The sequence below is a fragment of the Arthrobacter sp. AZCC_0090 genome, from assembly GCF_014207375.1.
Classification (GTDB): domain Bacteria; phylum Actinomycetota; class Actinomycetes; order Actinomycetales; family Micrococcaceae; genus Arthrobacter.
Window position 1 is genome coordinate 479,139 of record NZ_JACHEE010000002.1, and the last position, 17,103, is coordinate 496,241.

Annotated in this window: 14 protein-coding genes and 2 pseudogenes; 12 read left to right on the plus strand and 4 right to left on the minus strand. The window is 62.7% G+C overall.

Translation table 11 applies throughout. The features are described 5' to 3' along the window. The first annotated feature begins 87 nt into the window (after positions 1–87). The 5 genes from sdhC to HNP00_RS04865 all read left to right on the plus strand — a co-directional run bounded on the left by sdhC (position 88) and on the right by HNP00_RS04865 (position 4,497). A complete protein-coding gene (gene sdhC, locus HNP00_RS04845; RefSeq protein WP_184736502.1) occupies positions 88–468 on the plus strand; it encodes a succinate dehydrogenase, cytochrome b556 subunit in 381 nt (126 codons plus the stop codon). A gap of 3 nt (positions 469–471) precedes the next feature. Beyond that, positions 472–936 carry a succinate dehydrogenase hydrophobic membrane anchor subunit gene (locus HNP00_RS04850; RefSeq protein WP_184736504.1) on the plus strand — a complete coding sequence of 155 codons (465 nt, stop codon included), beginning with the start codon at positions 472–474 and terminating at the stop codon, positions 934–936. Positions 937–1,028: 92 nt separating this feature from the next. Further along, positions 1,029–2,828, plus strand: a complete 1,800-nt coding sequence (gene sdhA / locus HNP00_RS04855; RefSeq protein ID WP_184736506.1) for a succinate dehydrogenase flavoprotein subunit — start codon at positions 1,029–1,031, stop codon at positions 2,826–2,828. A 1-nt stretch (position 2,829) separates the two neighbouring features. Beyond that, the gene (locus HNP00_RS04860) at positions 2,830–3,612 is read left to right on the plus strand and encodes a succinate dehydrogenase iron-sulfur subunit (RefSeq protein WP_078105990.1); all 783 of its coding nucleotides are present in this window, start codon (positions 2,830–2,832) and stop codon (positions 3,610–3,612) included. Positions 3,613–3,732: 120 nt separating this feature from the next. After that, positions 3,733–4,497, plus strand: a complete 765-nt coding sequence (locus HNP00_RS04865; RefSeq protein WP_184736508.1) for a S9 family peptidase — start codon at positions 3,733–3,735, stop codon at positions 4,495–4,497. Between the two features lie 11 nt (positions 4,498–4,508). On the opposite strand, the pseudogene HNP00_RS04870 reads toward HNP00_RS04865, so the two are convergent. The 3 genes and pseudogenes from HNP00_RS04870 to HNP00_RS04880 form a co-directional block, all read right to left on the minus strand. Further along, positions 4,509–5,222 (minus strand): annotated as a pseudogene (locus tag HNP00_RS04870) (IS5 family transposase). 515 nt (positions 5,223–5,737) lie between these two features. After that, the gene (locus HNP00_RS04875) at positions 5,738–6,982 is read right to left on the minus strand and encodes a glycoside hydrolase family 32 protein (protein ID WP_184736510.1); all 1,245 of its coding nucleotides are present in this window, start codon (positions 6,980–6,982) and stop codon (positions 5,738–5,740) included. Further along, positions 6,982–8,334 (minus strand): glycoside hydrolase family 172 protein, encoded by a 1,353-nt coding sequence (locus tag HNP00_RS04880; protein ID WP_184736512.1) that lies wholly within the window; start codon positions 8,332–8,334, stop codon positions 6,982–6,984. The genes HNP00_RS04875 and HNP00_RS04880 overlap by 1 nt, the downstream gene beginning before the upstream one ends. A 209-nt stretch (positions 8,335–8,543) precedes the next feature. Here HNP00_RS04880 and HNP00_RS04885 point away from each other — a divergent pair, with 209 nt between their 5' ends. The 7 genes and pseudogenes from HNP00_RS04885 to HNP00_RS04915 all read left to right on the plus strand — a co-directional run bounded on the left by HNP00_RS04885 (position 8,544) and on the right by HNP00_RS04915 (position 16,104). Continuing rightward, positions 8,544–9,560, plus strand: a complete 1,017-nt coding sequence (locus HNP00_RS04885) for a LacI family DNA-binding transcriptional regulator (protein ID WP_184736514.1) — start codon at positions 8,544–8,546, stop codon at positions 9,558–9,560. Positions 9,561–9,728: 168 nt separating this feature from the next. After that, entirely contained in the window at positions 9,729–11,045 is a 1,317-nt protein-coding gene (locus tag HNP00_RS04890) for an ABC transporter substrate-binding protein (protein ID WP_221451141.1), read from the plus strand. 69 nt (positions 11,046–11,114) lie between these two features. Continuing rightward, on the plus strand, positions 11,115–11,984 hold the full coding sequence (locus HNP00_RS04895; protein WP_184736518.1) for a carbohydrate ABC transporter permease: 870 nt from the start codon (positions 11,115–11,117) through the stop codon (positions 11,982–11,984). Continuing rightward, on the plus strand, positions 11,981–12,898 hold the full coding sequence (locus HNP00_RS04900) for a carbohydrate ABC transporter permease (protein WP_221451142.1): 918 nt from the start codon (positions 11,981–11,983) through the stop codon (positions 12,896–12,898). The genes HNP00_RS04895 and HNP00_RS04900 overlap by 4 nt, the downstream gene beginning before the upstream one ends. 417 nt (positions 12,899–13,315) lie before the next feature. Next, positions 13,316–14,407, plus strand: coding sequence for a carbohydrate kinase (locus HNP00_RS04905; RefSeq protein WP_260404760.1), 1,092 nt, complete (start codon positions 13,316–13,318; stop codon positions 14,405–14,407). A gap of 230 nt (positions 14,408–14,637) precedes the next feature. Continuing rightward, positions 14,638–15,219, plus strand: coding sequence for a cadmium resistance transporter (locus HNP00_RS04910; protein WP_184736520.1), 582 nt, complete (start codon positions 14,638–14,640; stop codon positions 15,217–15,219). 171 nt (positions 15,220–15,390) lie between these two features. Further along, positions 15,391–16,104, plus strand: a pseudogene (locus HNP00_RS04915) (IS5 family transposase). Between the two features lie 18 nt (positions 16,105–16,122). On the opposite strand, the gene HNP00_RS04920 reads toward HNP00_RS04915, so the two are convergent. Then, complete coding sequence (locus HNP00_RS04920; protein WP_395893784.1) at positions 16,123–17,067, minus strand: YihY/virulence factor BrkB family protein; 945 nt, start codon at positions 17,065–17,067, stop codon at positions 16,123–16,125. Positions 17,068–17,103 lie beyond the last annotated feature (36 nt).

Below are 17,103 nucleotides of genomic sequence, written 5' to 3' on the forward strand. Positions count from 1 at the left end.
AGGCTGAGCTACGAGTGCTCTCGCAGCTGGCGTTCCCCCCGCATGGATCCCGTGCCAGCGCCGCTGTGTTGCAGGAAGGTTTATTCAGTGCCGACAAAACCAGCTGGCACCTTGTACCGCGGCCGTGAAGGCATGTGGTCCTGGGTTGGACACCGCATTACCGGTGTTGTGATCTTTTTCTTCTTGTTGGTCCATGTGCTGGACACCTCATTGGTGCGTGTGTCCCCAGAGGCCTATACGGCCGTCATCGGCGCCTACAAGAACCCCCTCATGGCCCTGGGCGAAACGGGCCTCGTCGCAGCCATCGTTTTCCACGCCTTCAATGGCCTGCGCATCATCGCCGTTGACTTCTGGAAGAAGGGCGCCAAGTACCAGCGCCAGATGCTGTGGGTCGTCCTGGCACTCTGGCTGGTTGCCTTCGCGGCCTTCGCCGTCCGTCACCTGTCCCTCGCTCTGGGAGGCCACTAAGCCATGAGTACTGATATTCAGAACCCACGCAGTGGAAAGATCGCTCCGCAGTACCGCCGCGGCACGGGTTCCAAGGGGAACTTCGAGATGTTCGCGTGGCTTTTCATGCGGCTCTCCGGCGTCGTGCTCGTAGTGCTGATCTTCGGCCACTTGTTCGTGAACCTGCTGGTCGGAGAGGGCATCCACGCCATCGACTTCGGCTTCGTGGCGGGCAAGTGGGCCGATCCGTTCTGGCAGTTCTGGGACCTGGCCATGCTGTGGCTCGCGATGCTTCACGGCACCAACGGCGTCCGCACCATCATCAACGACTACGCCGAAAAGGACGCCACCCGCTTCTGGCTCAAGGTGGTCCTGTACGCGGCCAGCTTCGTCATCATCGTTCTTGGCACGCTGGTGATCTTCACGTTCAACCCGTGCCCCGTCGTCAACGGCGTTCAGCTGCCGGGCGGGTTCTGCCCGGCGCCGTAGCTGCTCCGCTGCACCACCGGCTCGTCCGGCTGTGCAAAACACGCGGAGCAGGCTCCGCCGACCATCTGACTTAGAGAGAAAGAGCATCTGGTATGCAGGTCCATAAGTACGACGTCGTTATTGTCGGTGCCGGCGGCGCCGGCATGCGCGCCGCGATCGAATCCGGTCAGCGCGCACGCACCGCAGTACTGACCAAGCTCTACCCCACCCGTTCCCACACTGGCGCGGCCCAGGGCGGCATGTGTGCAGCCTTGGCCAACGTCGAAGAGGACAACTGGGAGTGGCACACGTTCGACACCATCAAGGGTGGCGACTACCTCGTTGACCAGGACGCAGCCGAGGTCATGGCGAAGGAAGCCATCGACGCCGTGCTGGACCTGGAGAAGATGGGCTTGCCGTTCAACCGCACGCCCGAAGGCCGCATTGACCAGCGCCGTTTCGGTGGCCACACCCGCGACCACGGCAAGGCTCCGGTCCGCCGGGCCTGCTACGCAGCAGACCGCACCGGCCACATGATCCTGCAGACGCTGTACCAAAACTGCGTCAAGCACAACGTTGAGTTCTACAACGAGTACTACGTCCTGGACCTGCTGACCGTCGAGGAAGACGCCGTCCGCGAAGACGGAACGCCGTACAAGCAGAAGCGCGTTGCCGGCGTCGTGTCCTACGACCTCGCCTCCGGCGAACTGCACGTCTTCCAGGCCAAGTCCGTAGTGTTCGCCTCCGGCGGCGCAGGCAAGGTCTTCAAGACCACCTCCAACGCCCACACCCTGACCGGTGACGGCATGGGTATCGCCTTCCGCCGCGGAATCCCGCTGGAGGACATGGAGTTCTTCCAGTTCCACCCGACCGGTCTCGCAGGCTTGGGCATCCTCCTCTCGGAAGCTGCCCGCGGCGAGGGCGCCATCCTTCGCAACTCCGAGGGTGAGCGTTTCATGGAACGCTACGCCCCCACCATCAAGGACCTCGCTCCCCGCGACATCGTGGCCCGTTCCATGGCAAACGAAGTCCGCGAAGGACGCGGCTGCGGCCCGAACAAGGACTATGTCCTCCTCGACCTCACGCACCTTGAGCCCGCCCACATTGACGCGAAGCTTCCGGACATCACCGAATTCGCGCGCACGTACCTCGGTGTCGAGCCGTACACGGAACCGGTTCCGGTGTTCCCGACGGCGCACTACGCCATGGGCGGCATCCCCACCAACATCACCACCGAGGTCCTGCAGGACAACGACACGATCGTGCCGGGCCTGTACGCGGCCGGCGAAGTCGCTTGTGTCTCCGTCCACGGCTCCAACCGTTTGGGTACCAACTCGCTGCTGGACATCAACGTCTTCGGCAAGCGTGCGGGCATTGCTGCCGCCGAATACGCCAAGACGGCTGACTTCGTGGAGCTCCCGGAAGACCCGGAGGCTTACACGCTGGATCTGCTGAACCACGTCCGCACTTCCGACGGCGGCGAAAGGGTCGCCGCGATCCGCAAGGAACTGCAGGACACCATGGATGCCAACATGCAGGTGTTCCGTACCGCGGACACCTTGAACCAGGTACTCAAGGACATCGCGTCCCTCGAGGAGCGCTACCAGCGCATCAGCGTCCAGGACAAGGGAAAGCGCTTCAACCTTGATCTGCTCGAAGCGGTGGAACTGGGCTTCCTGCTGGAACTGGCCAAGGTCATGACCGTTGCTGCCTTGCACCGCGAGGAGTCCCGTGGAGGCCACTTCCGGGAGGACTTCCCGGAGCGCGACGACGAAAAATTCATGAAGCACTCCATGGCGTATAAGGATGAGCACGCCCCAGCGGACGGATCTGCGGAAGCAATCGCGGGCATCCGACTCGGCACCAAGCCTGTTGTCTTTACGCGCTACGAGCCGATGGTGAGGAAGTACTAAGATGTCTGCTGAACTTGCTGAGCCAGCATCCAAGATCGAGCTGCCCGCGCACATTGGTGGGGGTGGGGAAATTCCCACCTTCAACATCACTTTGCGCGTGCGACGCTACAACCCTGAGGTCTCGGAAGAGCCCGTATGGGAAGACCACCAGCTGACGATGTACGGCACCGACCGAGTGCTGGACGCCCTGCACAAGATCAAGTGGGAAATCGATGGCTCGCTGTCCTTCCGCCGTTCCTGTGCACACGGCGTTTGTGGCTCCGACGCCATGCGCATCAACGGCCGTAACCGCCTCGCATGCAAGACCCTACTGAAGGACCTGGACACGTCCAAGCCCATCACCGTTGAACCGATCAAGGGCCTCCCGGTGGAGAAGGACCTGATCGTGGACATGGAGCCGTTCTTCCAGTCCTTCCGCGAGGTCATGCCGTTCCTGATCAACAAGGGCCACGAGCCCACCAAGGAACGCCTGCAATCGGTCGAGGACCGTGAACGGTTCGACGACACCACCAAGTGCATCCTGTGCGCTGCCTGCACGTCGTCCTGCCCCGTGTTCTGGACGGACGGTCAGTACTTCGGCCCGGCCGCCATCGTGAACGCGCACCGTTTCATCTTCGATTCCCGCGACGATGCCGGTGACATGCGCTTGGAAATCCTCAACGACAAGGAAGGGGTGTGGCGCTGCCGCACCACCTTCAACTGCTCGGAGGCTTGCCCTCGTGGCATCCAGGTGACCCAGGCCATCGCCGAGGTCAAGCAGGCCATCCTGGCACGCAAGATCTAGTCCAGAATTTAGACTACGACGACGACGGCGCCGCCCACCGCTCTGGTGAGGGGCGCCGTCGTCGTTGTTTAAGGGTCGCCCGGGAAGCCCGGGCAACTCGCACAACGAAAGGCGGGCAGGGTGTCCAAATCCATGAAGATCAGCTTCGAAGGCAGCACCGGAGATCTCCTGGCAGGGATCGTGGACGTTCCTGAGGGCCCGGTCCGGGGCTGGGGTGTGTTCTCCCATGGTTTGACCCTCGGCAAGGACAGCCCCTCTGCCTCGCGCATCTGCAAGGGCTTGGCGGACCTTGGCGTCGGGATGCTTCGCTTCGACAACCTTGGACTGGGTGACTCCGCCGGCGAATGGTCCGCGGGATCGTTCAGCGTCAAAGTGGCAGACACCATCCGCGCCGCCGAGTTCATGCGTGCCTCGGACAAGGAAATCTCCCTCTTGGTGGGCCACTCCTTTGGAGGGGCTGCCGTGCTGGCGGCCGCCCTCAGCCTTCCCGAGGTACGGGCCGTAGCGACGGTCGGCGCCCCGTTCGAGCCCAGGCACGTGGAGCACATGTTCGACGCCGAAGTGAGCACTATCCTCAGCGAGGGCCGCGCGGAGGTCAACCTGGGCGGCAGGCGGATGGAGGTTCGCCGCCACTTTGTGGAAGACGTGGAGCGGGCCGACCTCAGCGACTGCATCCGTACGCTGCACAGACCCCTCATGGTCCTGCACTCCCCCACAGACAACACCGTGGGCATCGACAATGCCAGCGAGATCTTCCAAACGGCAAGGCACCCCCGGAGCTTCGTTTCGCTCGAAGGCAGCGACCACCTGCTGACGGGCAAGGGACAGGCCGCCCGGGTTGCCCGGATCATCTCAGCTTGGGCCGGACAGTACTTAGGCGACTAGGGCGTGTCTCCTCATGCTGTCAGCCAGATGCTGATGGCGCGGAGGACCGCGCCGCCCCGGTAGGTGAGGGCGAGCTTGTCGTAGCGGGTGGCCCCCGCCACTGCTTGAAGGTGTTGAAGTTCCGTTCGACGACGTTCCGGCCTTTGTAGTCTTCCTTGTCAAAGGCCGGAGGTCGTCCGCGGTTGACCTTCAGATGCTTCATCAGATGCGGGAACATCGGCGCGTCCCCTCCCTGACCCGGTGCGACCAGCAAGGTCAGCGGCCGGCCCTTCCCCTCGACCAGGGCATGGATCTTCGTGCTCAGCCCGCCGCGGGAACGGCCAATGGCATGATCGGGCCGGTTTAGCAAACAGATTCATGTAATTCGACGGGGCCCCTGTGGCGCGGGGAAGGTTCGTGCCGTGCTGGTAGGCACGGTTCACCCTCGAATCGACCGAGACCGACCAATCCACCTCGCCCCGGGAATCCGCCACCGTCAGCTCGGCCAGGATCTTCTCCCATGTACCGTCGCCGCTGTAGCGGCGGTGCCGCTTCCAGATCGTCTGCCAGGGGCCGAATCCGCCAGGAACATCACGCCATGCGATCCCGCACTGATACCGGTAAATGATGGCCTCGACCACACGCCGGTCATCCCGGAACGGACGACCCCGGAGACCATCGGATGAGGGCAGCAAAGGCTGGATGCGCGCCCACTGCCCATCAGCCAAAACAGAATCACGAGACACCCGTCCAGCATCCCGGACCACCAGCCCGGACTTTAGGAGACACGCCCTAACCCGGCTGGGCGAGACCGCTCATCGACCGGCCGCTTAGCCGGCAGCCCAATTCAAAGGAGAATCACGTGGACAAGACCAGCCTATAAACGAGGGCGGTTCCGTGCCGGAACCGCCGGACCCGAGACAACCTTGGATATACGATGCTCCGACAGGCGCCCCGCCATTAGTCCCCGTGGCGTTGTCTAATGGAACGAAGCCGTGAGCCGGAATTCGGGGCATCCCCCTTCCGAAATCTTTAACGAGGCATGGTCGTTGCAAGACCCAAAATTTCCGGGTGTTGCAACGACCATGACAACCCACCCCTTCCGTGGGTCAGCCCTGTGTGTCCTTTCTTCGGGCCTGTGCTACCGGCTGCTTTTGCGGACTATCTGGCCAGGAAGACGCCCTCTTGTCGGCTGGTCCGTGCCTGTCGGCGGACGCCGCGGGTGTTCCAGACAATGGTGACGACTTGCCGTGGCCGTCGCTCATCCCCGGGGGTCTAGAGGGTAGATGGTCGCGTCGAGCGCGTCCACGCTGTACGTTGGACCCTCTGGCGCAGCTGCGAATGCGAGAATTCCCCACGTCGACGAGACCTCGATTGCTTGGGCGTCGAGGATGATCCGGACATCACCCCCAAGGTAGGGGACATCGAAAGTTTCGGCCTCGGTCTTGGCGATGAGATTCTGGGAATCGACGTCAAGAACGAAGACGTTTTTCCCGGCTGATGTGACTCGAAGGGATTCGCCGGTCGACGGAGACCATACGATGTCCCCGGAGAGTCCGGGAAGATCGCCGCCGTCGGAAGCTGGGGATCTGTACTTCTCAAGGTCCGGATGCGGGGTCGCGACCAGCCGGTTCTCCTTGAGGCTGAGAACATGAGGGACGCTGTGGGCACTGGCCCAGCCCGAATCCGGATCGGCGATGCCACGCATCCAGAACGTCAGACACGGACGGCCTTGTGCATCACGGAAGAATGATGGCGCGTAGTAGCTGGGGCCATAGGTAAGGCGCCCCCATGACCCCGCCTCGAAGCGCCCGTCGGCGTAACTGCCCACGGCATAGCCTGCGTAGTGCAGTACGTCATCATCCCAGACCGAGGAGACCATCAGGTGGCGGCCGTCGATGTCGAAGATCTGGGGGCATTCCCACAGCGCACCCAGCCATACCGGCTCTCGATCATCGGTCGAACGTTGGAGGGCAACGCCCTCGTATTCCCAGGCATCAAGGTCGGCTGAGCTGTAGCTGAGCGCCATGGCGGTGCCATCAGATGACCCCGCTCCAACGAACATGCGCCAGCCCGTCGATTCTTTGACGAGAAAGGGGTCCCGAAAAGCGACAATGTCGAGTCCGGAGGGCGCGTCGGCGACAAAGTCTCCCTTCTGCCATTCGATCCAGGACGTGTCGACGGGGGAAGCGACTCGAATGCGGCCGATGCCGATGTTCGGTTGTGCCGTTGACGTGTAGAAGATGCGGGTGTCTCCGTTGTCATCGGTGACGAGAGAGCCCGTCCAGATACCCTCGTCACCATCGCCAGGTTCGATCGCGACCGGCAGCTGTTCGAGCGAGAACAGGTCCGATCCACGGGCGTGACCCCAGTGGCAGTTGGGGGCCCAGATGGTGCTGTCGGGAACGTACTGGTAGAAGAGATGGTACTGCCCGTCTTTGACGGTGATGCCGTGCGGGTCGTTGATCCAGCCGCTCTCGGCGACGAAGTGGAACGCCGGCCGCATCAGCTTTCCTCCCCGTCGAAACGGGCCCGGATGGCGCGGGCGATCTCAACGTTTCCCTGCTCCCATTCATCGACCTGCAGACGCCGCTCTTCACGAAGGGCATCGCGCTTGGCCGTGAAATCCTCCATTCGCTTGGCAGCAGCCGCCCGGGCTTCCTGTTGTTCCTCGTTCAGTTCCGGAAGAGGCGCCTGGATCACGCGGTCGATCGGCCGCAGAGGCAGCCGCTCCTCCACCCCGGGAATGGCAAGGATCGGGGAGGGAAGAGTCTGGTACCAGTACGCGGTGGACGACCAGTCGTCCGAGAGATGGTTGCCGTGACCGTGCTCGAAGGTGACCTTGATCCGCTTTTCGAATCGGATGGGGTCGACCATGTGGAACCGGTAGCTGTGGTGGAATCCGGGCACGTTCTCTTCGTGGACGATGGTTCCGTTGAATTGGTAGGCGTTGTGCTGCATGCCCCAGGCGTGCCCGAAGTAGTCCTCCATTCCTGTTCCGTGGAGGCTCGGGGGCCAGGTGTCGTCGTCGATGAAGATCATGTCGTCTCCCTCGCCCCACCAGGAGCCCTGGAAGTGGCGGACAGCCAGTGTGCACCCTACGTAGTGCCCGCGGCCTTCAGTCTCGAGCGCGACGTAGTTGTCCTTCCCGTCGAGATTCGCCACCGTGGTTTCGATGCTGTTGGCCTGCAGGTCAGGTGCCCAGCCGCTGGGTAGAGCGCGACGCCAGTGTGCGTGGAAGTAGAGAGTGTTCTCGGGAAGCGGCTCCTTGACGAGCTCGTAGTCAATGTAGAAGTACTGGAGGTAAGGAATGTCGTTCTGGTTCTCGACGACGATCCTCGCGCGCTTTCCGAAGGGCATCCGGAAGTAGCTGTTGAAAGCTGCGGAACCGCCGAAGGTGTGAAGCTCCGGTTCCTTGGCGGAGACAGACAGCGGCAGTGAGTCGTACGAACCCGAGAGCGAGTTCATCAGGCCGAAGAAATCACCAAGCGGCGCGACCACACTCGGCGTCTCCTGGTCGTCCCAATACATCTTCAGAACAATCTTCCGGTAGTAGTCGGGATCAACGACCTCCCAGCTCACGCCCAGGGCGTTATGGATCTCCAGCATCGGGACCCCGACGACGTTCGGATCGATCTGGCCCGGCCCCGGCTGGTTCCGGCATGACTGGGTCATCCAGATATGGGTGATGTACCCCGGGCCTTCAATATCAGCCAGCGTCCTTTCCTCACCGGGCATGACGATCCAGTTATCCCGGTTCCTGCCGGTCTGGTCAAAGCTTGACGCCCGTGCTGTTCGTGCGCGATGGGCCCGGGTCAAGTCCCCGAGGATGCCCGCTGGCGTGTGGTTTTCGGTCACCGTTGTCCTTCCTTGTACTCCCGGGTCTGTCTCTGCCTGCTGCAAAGGATCGGAAGCATCGAAACGTTTGCGTGACTGGATGATAGGCTCATTCCAGCAGCAAGCGCAACTGGGCCACCGTTTTCCCCGGCGACATGGAGGTTCCAGAGCTGAAGTAAGGTAGTTCCAAACTTGCGCAAACGATGCGCCGCTACATGATGAGGTGAGCAATGGCGACGATGGTTGAAGTTGCACGCAAGGCCAAGGTGTCCATATCCACGGTCTCGCACGTGCTGAATGGAACCCGCAACGTGGAGCCGGAGACGCGAAAGCGCGTCCTTGCGGCAATTGCGTCCACCGGCTATCGGCAGGACGCACTGGCAAGAGCACTCCGGCGCTCCCAGACTGATAGCATCGGCCTCGTGGTTTCGGATGCCGGCGAGCCGGCCTTCGCCGAAATGGTCCACGGCGTCGAGCATGCCGCCGTCGAGAACGGCCTCACCCTGGTTCTGGCGAACTCTGCCGAGAACGCCGACCGGGAAAAGAAAGCCGTCCAGACGCTCCTGAACCGACGCGTGGACGGACTGATCCTGGCCAGGGCAGCGGAGTCGGACCCTGCCCTGCTGCAGGCCCTGGAACAGGAGAAGCCGCCGACGATCCTTTTGGACCGCATCTTCTCCCAACTCCCCTTCGACCAGGTCGGCGCAGACAACCGGGAAACCATGCGCCAGCTGGTCACGCACATGATCGTCTCCGGCCACAGGCGCTTCGCCCTCGTGGCCGGAGACGTCCGCGTGCCCACGCTCCAGGAACGCATGGGCGGCTTTACGGACGCCTCGCTCGAGGGGCGGCTCGGCCTCGACGAACAGCTCATCATCACCGGAACAGACAGAGAAGCACTGGCGGAGGAGCTCGGCAATTCACTCCGCACCGGCCAAATTACCGCGGTCATAGCCTGCAGTACGCCCCTGGCTGCCCTTAGCCTGCGGACCTTGGCCCGTGCGGGAATATCAACTCCCCGCGACATCGCTTTCGCAACCTTCGATGGCTTTGACAATTCGGACCTGTTCCAGCCGCGAGTCACCACGGTCAGGCAGCCCGCCTTCGACATGGGGGCGGCGGCAGTGCATCTGCTCGTTGAGCGGCTCCGCACCCCCGAGGCAAGTCCGCGCACCGTCAGACTGCAGCAGCGCATCGAATGGCGCGAGTCCACGGAAGACTACCGCCGGCAACCGGCCGGCGACTAGTCCGATGCTTGACAATCAAAGCACCGCGTTCTAACGTCAGACAAACGTTTCGCGCAAACGTTTCGACAAACAGACTTGGGTGGCTCGTTCATTCCCCCTTCTGCGGGCACCCAACCACCCGAATCCGAGAGGGCACCAGCGCCCTCTCGCTCGTCAAAGGAGATGAAAGTGTCCTTCTCAATCACCACCGCCGGGCGGGCCCGACGCCTTGCCGCGGCAGCCCTTGTGACTGCAGCCGCTATGGGCAGCCTCGTGGGCTGTTCGTCGAGCTCGTCAGCATCTGACGGCCCGACGACAATCTCGCTGTCTATGCAGAACCCCGACGTCAAGACGGCCGACCCTGCCACCTGGGCCATCATCCAGGCCTTCGAGAAAGCGAATCCCAACGTCAAAGTGGAGGTCACGGGTGAAGCGGTTGCCGAGCATCTGCAGAAGCTCTCCATTGCCGCGCAGAGCGATACCCTGCCTGATGTCTTCTGGGTGTACAAGTCCAACGCCGAAGACATGCTCAAGGGCGGGAAGCTGATGAATCTCTCCCCGGTGCTCAGCGAGCTTGGCTTGAGTGACAAGTTCCCCAAGAGCACGGTTTCCAACTTCACGTCCGGCGACGCCATCTATGGTGTCCCTTACCAGGGACTCCTCACCGGCCTCTGGTACAACAAGAAGATCCTGCAGGATAACGGGCTCCAGGTTCCCGTCACGTTCGACGATCTCCTGGCTGTTGCCAAGAAGCTGAAGGAAAAGGGGATCACCACCATCTCGAACGGGGCCAATCAGTCTGCCTTCAGCGTGTGGAGCTTCCTCACGGATCTGGACCGCTTCGGCTACGCCGACAAGATCGACGGCATCCTCAATAGCACTGGAAGCTTCAACAATGCGGACTTCCTTCGCCTCTACCAGCACATTGCCGAGCTCCGGGACGCAGGAGCATTCGCGTCCAACGTCTCGACCCAGACCTACCAGCAGGCAGTGGACCAGTTCACCAGCGGCAAGGCGGCCATGCTCGACGCGGGCGTTTGGGGCTCGAGCGCCATTCAGAAGTCTTCCGTTGCAGGGAACGTGGGTTTCTGGGCCGGACCCCAGTTCAAAGACGGCGTCGGCAACCAGAACATCATCATGAACGTCGCCTCCGCACCCCTTGTTGTCAGTGCGAAGGTCTCAAAGGACAACGCCAAGCTCGCCGCCGTCAAGAAGTTCATCGCCTTCTACTACGGCGACGAAGCCCAGCAGATGCTTGTCGACAACGGACAGCCCCCGGTCACGACCTACAAGCCGAAGGTGGACCCGTCATCTCAGAGTGCGTTGAGGGCCGCCCTGGACGCGGCCAGCGCCCCCGGCGTTTCGAGCCCAGAGTCCCAGCCGGACCTCCTGGTATCGACCCCTGTCGCCAACGCAATGTATGACAGCATCTACGGCGTGATTCAGAACCAGCTCACACCCCAGCAGGCCGTCGACCTTGTCCAGGCCGCTGTCCAGTCCAAGTAGCTGATCGGTGGCTCTGGCTCTCGAAGCCGGAGCCGCCGGCAGTCCAACACCTGCAGAAAGTCTCAACCCGTGACATGGATAAGTTCCCGTTGGAAGATCCTCGTGATGATCGCACCAGCGCTGATCCTCTTCACCCTGTTCCTCGTCTACCCCGTCATCTACTCCCTAGGCTTCAGCTTCACCAAGTTCCAGGGATTCGGAAGCCCTGAGTTCATCGGTCTCCAGAATTACATTTCGCTGGGCCAAGACCCCTTCTTCTGGCGGGCGCTGCAGAACACGGTCATCATTCTCATCGTCAGCATCGTCTTGCTGGTCCCCGGATCCTTCGCTCTCGCGCTTCTTCTTCGCCGCAAGGTTCCCGGCGGCGGGGCTCTTCGCGCCCTCGTCTTCGGTCCGGCCATCATCGCGCCGATCCTCGTCGGGCTGATCTGGGTCTTCATCCTCGACCCGAAGATCGGCCTGCTCAATCGGCTGCTGGGTTTCGTGGGGGTGGCCCCGGTCCAATGGATCGGCGGGGACACCCTGACACCGTACGCGGTTGCGCTGGTCTTCATCTGGGGCAGCATCGGCTTCGCCATGACGATCTTCTACGCGGGCCGGCAGGTGCTGCCCGAGGATGTCATGGAAGCCAGCGAACTCGACGGCGCCACCGGGTTTCAGCAGCTGCGCTACGTCACCATTCCGATGATGCGCGAGACCTTTGCGATCGTCACAATCCTGATGATTACAAGCGTCTTCAAGATCTTTGAGCTCGTCTACATGCTCACCGGAGGCGGTCCTGTCCACCGGTCCGAAACCCTTGTCAGCTACATGTACTTCACCACCTTCACCAACCAGAAATATGGCCTGGGCATGGCCCTGGCCGTCATCATCACGGTGCTGGGCGCAGTCGTTTCCGTTGCATACCTGGCCCTCTCGCGCGAGCGGAAGACAGCATGAGAACCACCCGGACCGACGTCATCGATGAATCCATGAGCACCGATTTGACCGGGACAACCCCGGAGCATCAGAAGCCGAAACGGACCCGGCGGAGGGCCGCGGCGATCGCCTCGGGCGCGGTCGCCTACTTGATCACGTTCCTCGTGGTCCTCCCGCTCCTCTGGATCGTCCTGCTCTCATTCCAGCCAAGCGGAAACATCCTCGGAAACCCGTTCTCACTCACCAATCTGACTCTTGACAATTACCTGACTGTCATCGGGTCGCTGCCGCTGCTGAAAATGTACGGGAACACCGTCCTGATCGCGGTCGTCGCTGTCTCCGTCGGAACGGCGATCTCATTCACGGCCGCGTTTGCATTGACGCGGATGATATTCCGGCACCGGAAAGTCCAGTCGAGCCTGCGTTTCTACATCCTCGCCGGCCTTGCGGTGCCCGTTTACATCCTGCTTTTCCCGGTCTACCGCCTCGACCTGGCGTTCGGTGTATTCGGAACGTACGCTGCGCTGATCCTGCCCTACATCGCGGTGTCCATTCCGTTCAATACACTGCTGCTGACCGGTTTCCTGAGGGAGTTTCCGTCCGAACTTGAGGAAGCGGCAATCATCGATGGTGCAGGGCTCGGAAGGCTGTGCTGGACCGTCGTGCTGCCGCTGATGCGGCCCGTAATCGCGACGATCCTCATCTTCAACGTGGTCTATGTCTTCAATGAATTCCCGTTCGCGTCCATCCTGATCAACAACCCGGATATGGTGACGGTTTCGCTGGCGGTATCGCGATTCCAAGGACAGTACACGGTCGATTACGGGGGCATGATGGCGGCCGCGACTCTCGTGCTGTTGCCCCAGCTCGTCATCTATGCGCTCTTCCAGAAGCAGGTCATTGCCGGAATGACCGTCGGCGCGGTCAAAGGCTAGCCTCCGGCGGCTGCCGCTATTGAATGGAAGGTTTCCGCCGCCGTTAGGCAGGCCTAGTGCGGGAACCGGAGGACAATCCGTGAGGGTCCCGCCAAGGAAGCCATGTCCAACGAGTCACCGTGGGCGTGGATGCGGCCCACGATCTGCCAGCTCGCACGCCTTGGTTGCCCAAGGGACCTGCCTGTCCTTCCTGCGGAAAAGTCAGACCGGACCGGATCCGCTGCCAACGGCCGCCAGGTGTCCCCGAGGAGGGAGCAGAGAGCCAGCGTCTTGTGTGAGAGGGCCTGATCACCCGGAGAGGCGCTGTCCCAGCATCTTCTTTGGTGTGCGCCGCAAAGCAGGAAACCGGCGCGGACCCCTTCACGGCGCCATGAGCCCGCGGCAACCTTCGAACCATATTCAACTTAAGGAGTCCAGATGCAAAACCCGACCGTAGCTGATCAGCGGGCGCCCGATAGCGGGAGCCGGGAGGTTACCGAAACCAGCCCCGGGAACCGCCAAAAGATGACGTCCGGGGCTTGGCCAGGAAAGCAAGTGTTGGTTGTGGGCGAGGCCCTGACAGACATCATCGACACCGCCGAAGGGATCAGCGAACACCCGGGAGGCTCTCCGGCGAACGTGGCCCTCGGACTCGCGCGGCTTGGCGTCGCAACATCGTTCCTCACCGCTCTGGGCCGCGACGCACGCGGCGAGGCGATCGCGGCCCGCCTTCGCGCCTCCGGCATCGAGATCCTGACCGAGTCTTGGTCCCTCCCGGTGACGTCCACGGCACTGGCGGACATCCAGAGCGGTGGTGCTGCCCGCTACACGTTCGATTTGGACTGGTGCCTCCCGGTCGAAGCTGCACTCCCGGAAGTTGATCACATTCACGTCGGCTCGGTGGCGGCATTCCTCGCCCCTGGCGCAGACCGGGTAGAGGAGATCGTCCGCGAACTCGGCCAGCACGCGACTGTCAGCTTCGACCCCAATATTCGACCGGCCCTCACCGGAGATCCGGCCAGCGCATTGGCCCGCTTCGAACGCCTCGTGGCCCTCTCCGATATCGTCAAGCTCAGCGACGAGGATGCCGCCTACCTCTATCCAAGCCTCACTGCGCAAGAGGCGGCCAGAACGATAGCCGGCAATGGTCCTGTTGTCGCCGTGACGGCAGGAGCCGGAGGTTCCTTCCTCGTATCCGGCGGCGACATCATCGGGATCGAGCCAGTCTCAACAACAGTTCAGGACACGGTAGGCGCAGGAGACAGTTATATGTCCGCCCTCCTCACGGCACTCCTCAACCTGGGACGGCCGCCCTTCAACAATTCCGAACTGGCGGCCGCGGGGACCCTGGCGGCTCAGGCAGCCGCCGTCACGGTCTCCCGGGCCGGCGCCGAGCCCCCCACTCTCATGGACCTGCAGATCGTGCGCTTAGACGAGCCGGCAATGCCTGCTCGCATCGCAGAACACAGCCCGCGACCCGCACAGGCATCGAGCGGTCTGGCACCCGCTCGTTTGATCAAGGGCTGCTGAACATGTTGAGACTCGTGCACGGCGACAGGCCCAGGCGCACCGCCCTGAAGGTTCCCGGCTGCAAACGGACCATGCCGCGCGGCGAGCGAGCCATTAGAACCGCGCCCGAGGATCAGCTCGTCGAGATCATGGCTTCTGCCCGGGCCCGGGCTTTCTCAACCGACCGGGCTGGCGTTGGGTGCCTTGCAGGCAGCGCCTGCGCCGTCTTCGCCCTGCGCTGAGAGGCAGCGATGGACGCCGGTATCCTCGCCACCGCCGCAGGAACCTACGCCGCAACCAATCTCGACGACTTCTTGGTACTTACAGCGCTCTTCGCACTGGACCGGGCAACGGGTGCCAGGAACACGGCGCGGATCTGGGCGGGCCAGATCATCGGCATCGGACTGCTCACTGCCGCAGCCTTCGTCGCGGCCAAAGCCCTGAACGACGTGCCGACGTCCTGGATCCGGTACTTGTCCCTGATCCCGATCGTCATCAGCCTCAAGTCACTCCGGCGCCGGGACAGGCAGCCCCGCAGGGAGCGCCCGAGAACAGAGGCCGGGACCACACTCACAGTCGTTGGCATCACGGTCACCAACGGAGGAGACAACATGGCACTGTACATCCCGCTGTTCCACGGCGTCGATGAAGCTGCGGGAGTCGTGACAGCGGCCTGCTTCCTGGCAATGACTCTCTTGTGGTGCACAACTGCCTGCCTCCTCACCCGTGCTGCGCCGGGTCCGGGGACAGCGCGGCGAATGCCGGCAGGTGTCGCCCCGGTCGCATACATCGCCATTGGAGCCACGGCTCTGATCCGTTTCTCGCTTACATGAGCGCAGCACCCCGGCAGCGCAAAGACAGTGGGGCAATCAGGTCCAAACGACCGGAAGCTGTTCGAAGTCGACGTACGAGGAGCACCAAGACCGGGTCCCGCGGGGAACCTGCGCCGACGCGTTAGGGCGTGTCTCCTAAAGTCCGGGCTGGTGGTCCGGGATGCTGGACGGGTGTCTCGTGATTCTGTTTTGGCTGATGGGCAGTGGGCGCGCATCCAGCCTTTGCTGCCCTCATCCGATGGTCTCCGGGGTCGTCCGTTCCGGGATGACCGGCGTGTGGTCGAGGCCATCATTTACCGGTATCAGTGCGGGATCGCATGGCGTGATGTTCCTGGCGGATTCGGCCCCTGGCAGACGATCTGGAAGCGGCACCGCCGCTACAGCGGCGACGATACATGGGAGAAGATCCTGGCCGAGCTGACGGTGGCGGATTCCCGGGGCGAGGTGGATTGGTCGGTCTCGGTCGATTCGAGGGTGAACCGTGCCTACCAGCACGGCACGAACCTTCCCCGCGCCACAGGGGCCCCGTCGAATTACATGAATCTGTTTGCTAAACCGGCCCGATCATGCCATTGGCCGTTCCCGCGGCGGGCTGAGCACGAAGATCCATGCCCTGGTCGAGGGGAAGGGCCAGCCGCTGACCTTGCTGGTCGCACCGGGTCAGGGAGGGGACGCGCCGATGTTCCCGCATCTGATGAAGCATCTGAAGGTCAACCGCGGACGACCTCCGGCCTTTGACAAGGAAGACTACAAAGGCCGGAACGTCGTCGAACGGAACTTCAACACCTTCAAGCAGTGGCGGGGGCCACCCGCTACGACAAGCTCGCCCTCACCTACCGGGGCGGCGCGGTCCTCCGCGCCATCAGCATCTGGCTGACAGCATGAGGAGACACGCCCTAGGCCCTACTTGCCTCTCGCGGGGAAGGAATGGGGCGGAAGGTGCCGAGATCCGAGGGCGGCCTTGCGGTGCGGCTCGTGTGCGTCCGCGTCCACTTCCCTGATGGTCGACCACGCCGCGGACACCAGATAGACCTGGCTGACCAGGTTGAACCAGATGAGAAGCCCGATGATGATGGCGAAGGGTGCGAGGACGGGGTTCTGCCCCGCGCGGGCCAGGAGTTCGGTGCTGAAGACTTGGAGAGCGGTGGTGCCGACCGCGGCGATGATGGTTCCCTCCAAGAAGGCCCGCCGCCTGAGCGGAAGGCCCCCGGCAAGCCGGAACAGGATGGCCGCCGTCGCCCAGTTCAGCAGCAATGGCACCACCAGTTTCACGACGCCGATCGCGGGTCCCGCTATGCCTTCGTCCAAGCCGAGCAGGGCAATCACCCAACTGGCCGCCGTCCCGAAGACCAGGGAGACACCTGCGCTCAGCGCAAGCGCCACGCCGAGCAGTAGGAGCGTCCCGGCGTCGAACAATTTGGCCAGGACCGGGTTGCGGGGAAGGGGCGGCAATTCCATGACCCCGCGCAATCCCTCGCGCACGCTCGCGATCCAGCCCAAAGAGGTAAACACCGTGACCACTGCGGCGATGACCGCGGTCCAGCCCAGGCCGTTCGGATTGAGCAGGTCATGTGGATTGACCAGGCCTTCGCCACCATCTACCTTCAAGAGCCCCGGGGCACTCTTGGATATGTTCGCGATGATGGCGTCCACCAAGAATGGTTGGCCGCTCAAGACGAGTCCCGCAACGGAAAATCCCGTGGCCAGCAACCCGGTGATGGAGAAGAACATGGTGAACCCGATGCCGGCACTCATGAGCGGCCCGTGCCGCAAGGAGTAGTGCTGCCACGCCCGCATGGGCCGGAAGGTGTTCAGCCGGGCAAGGAACAACTGCACGAAGGCCATCAGCTTCGGCACGGTGCCGGCGTTGGAGCGCCGCGCGTG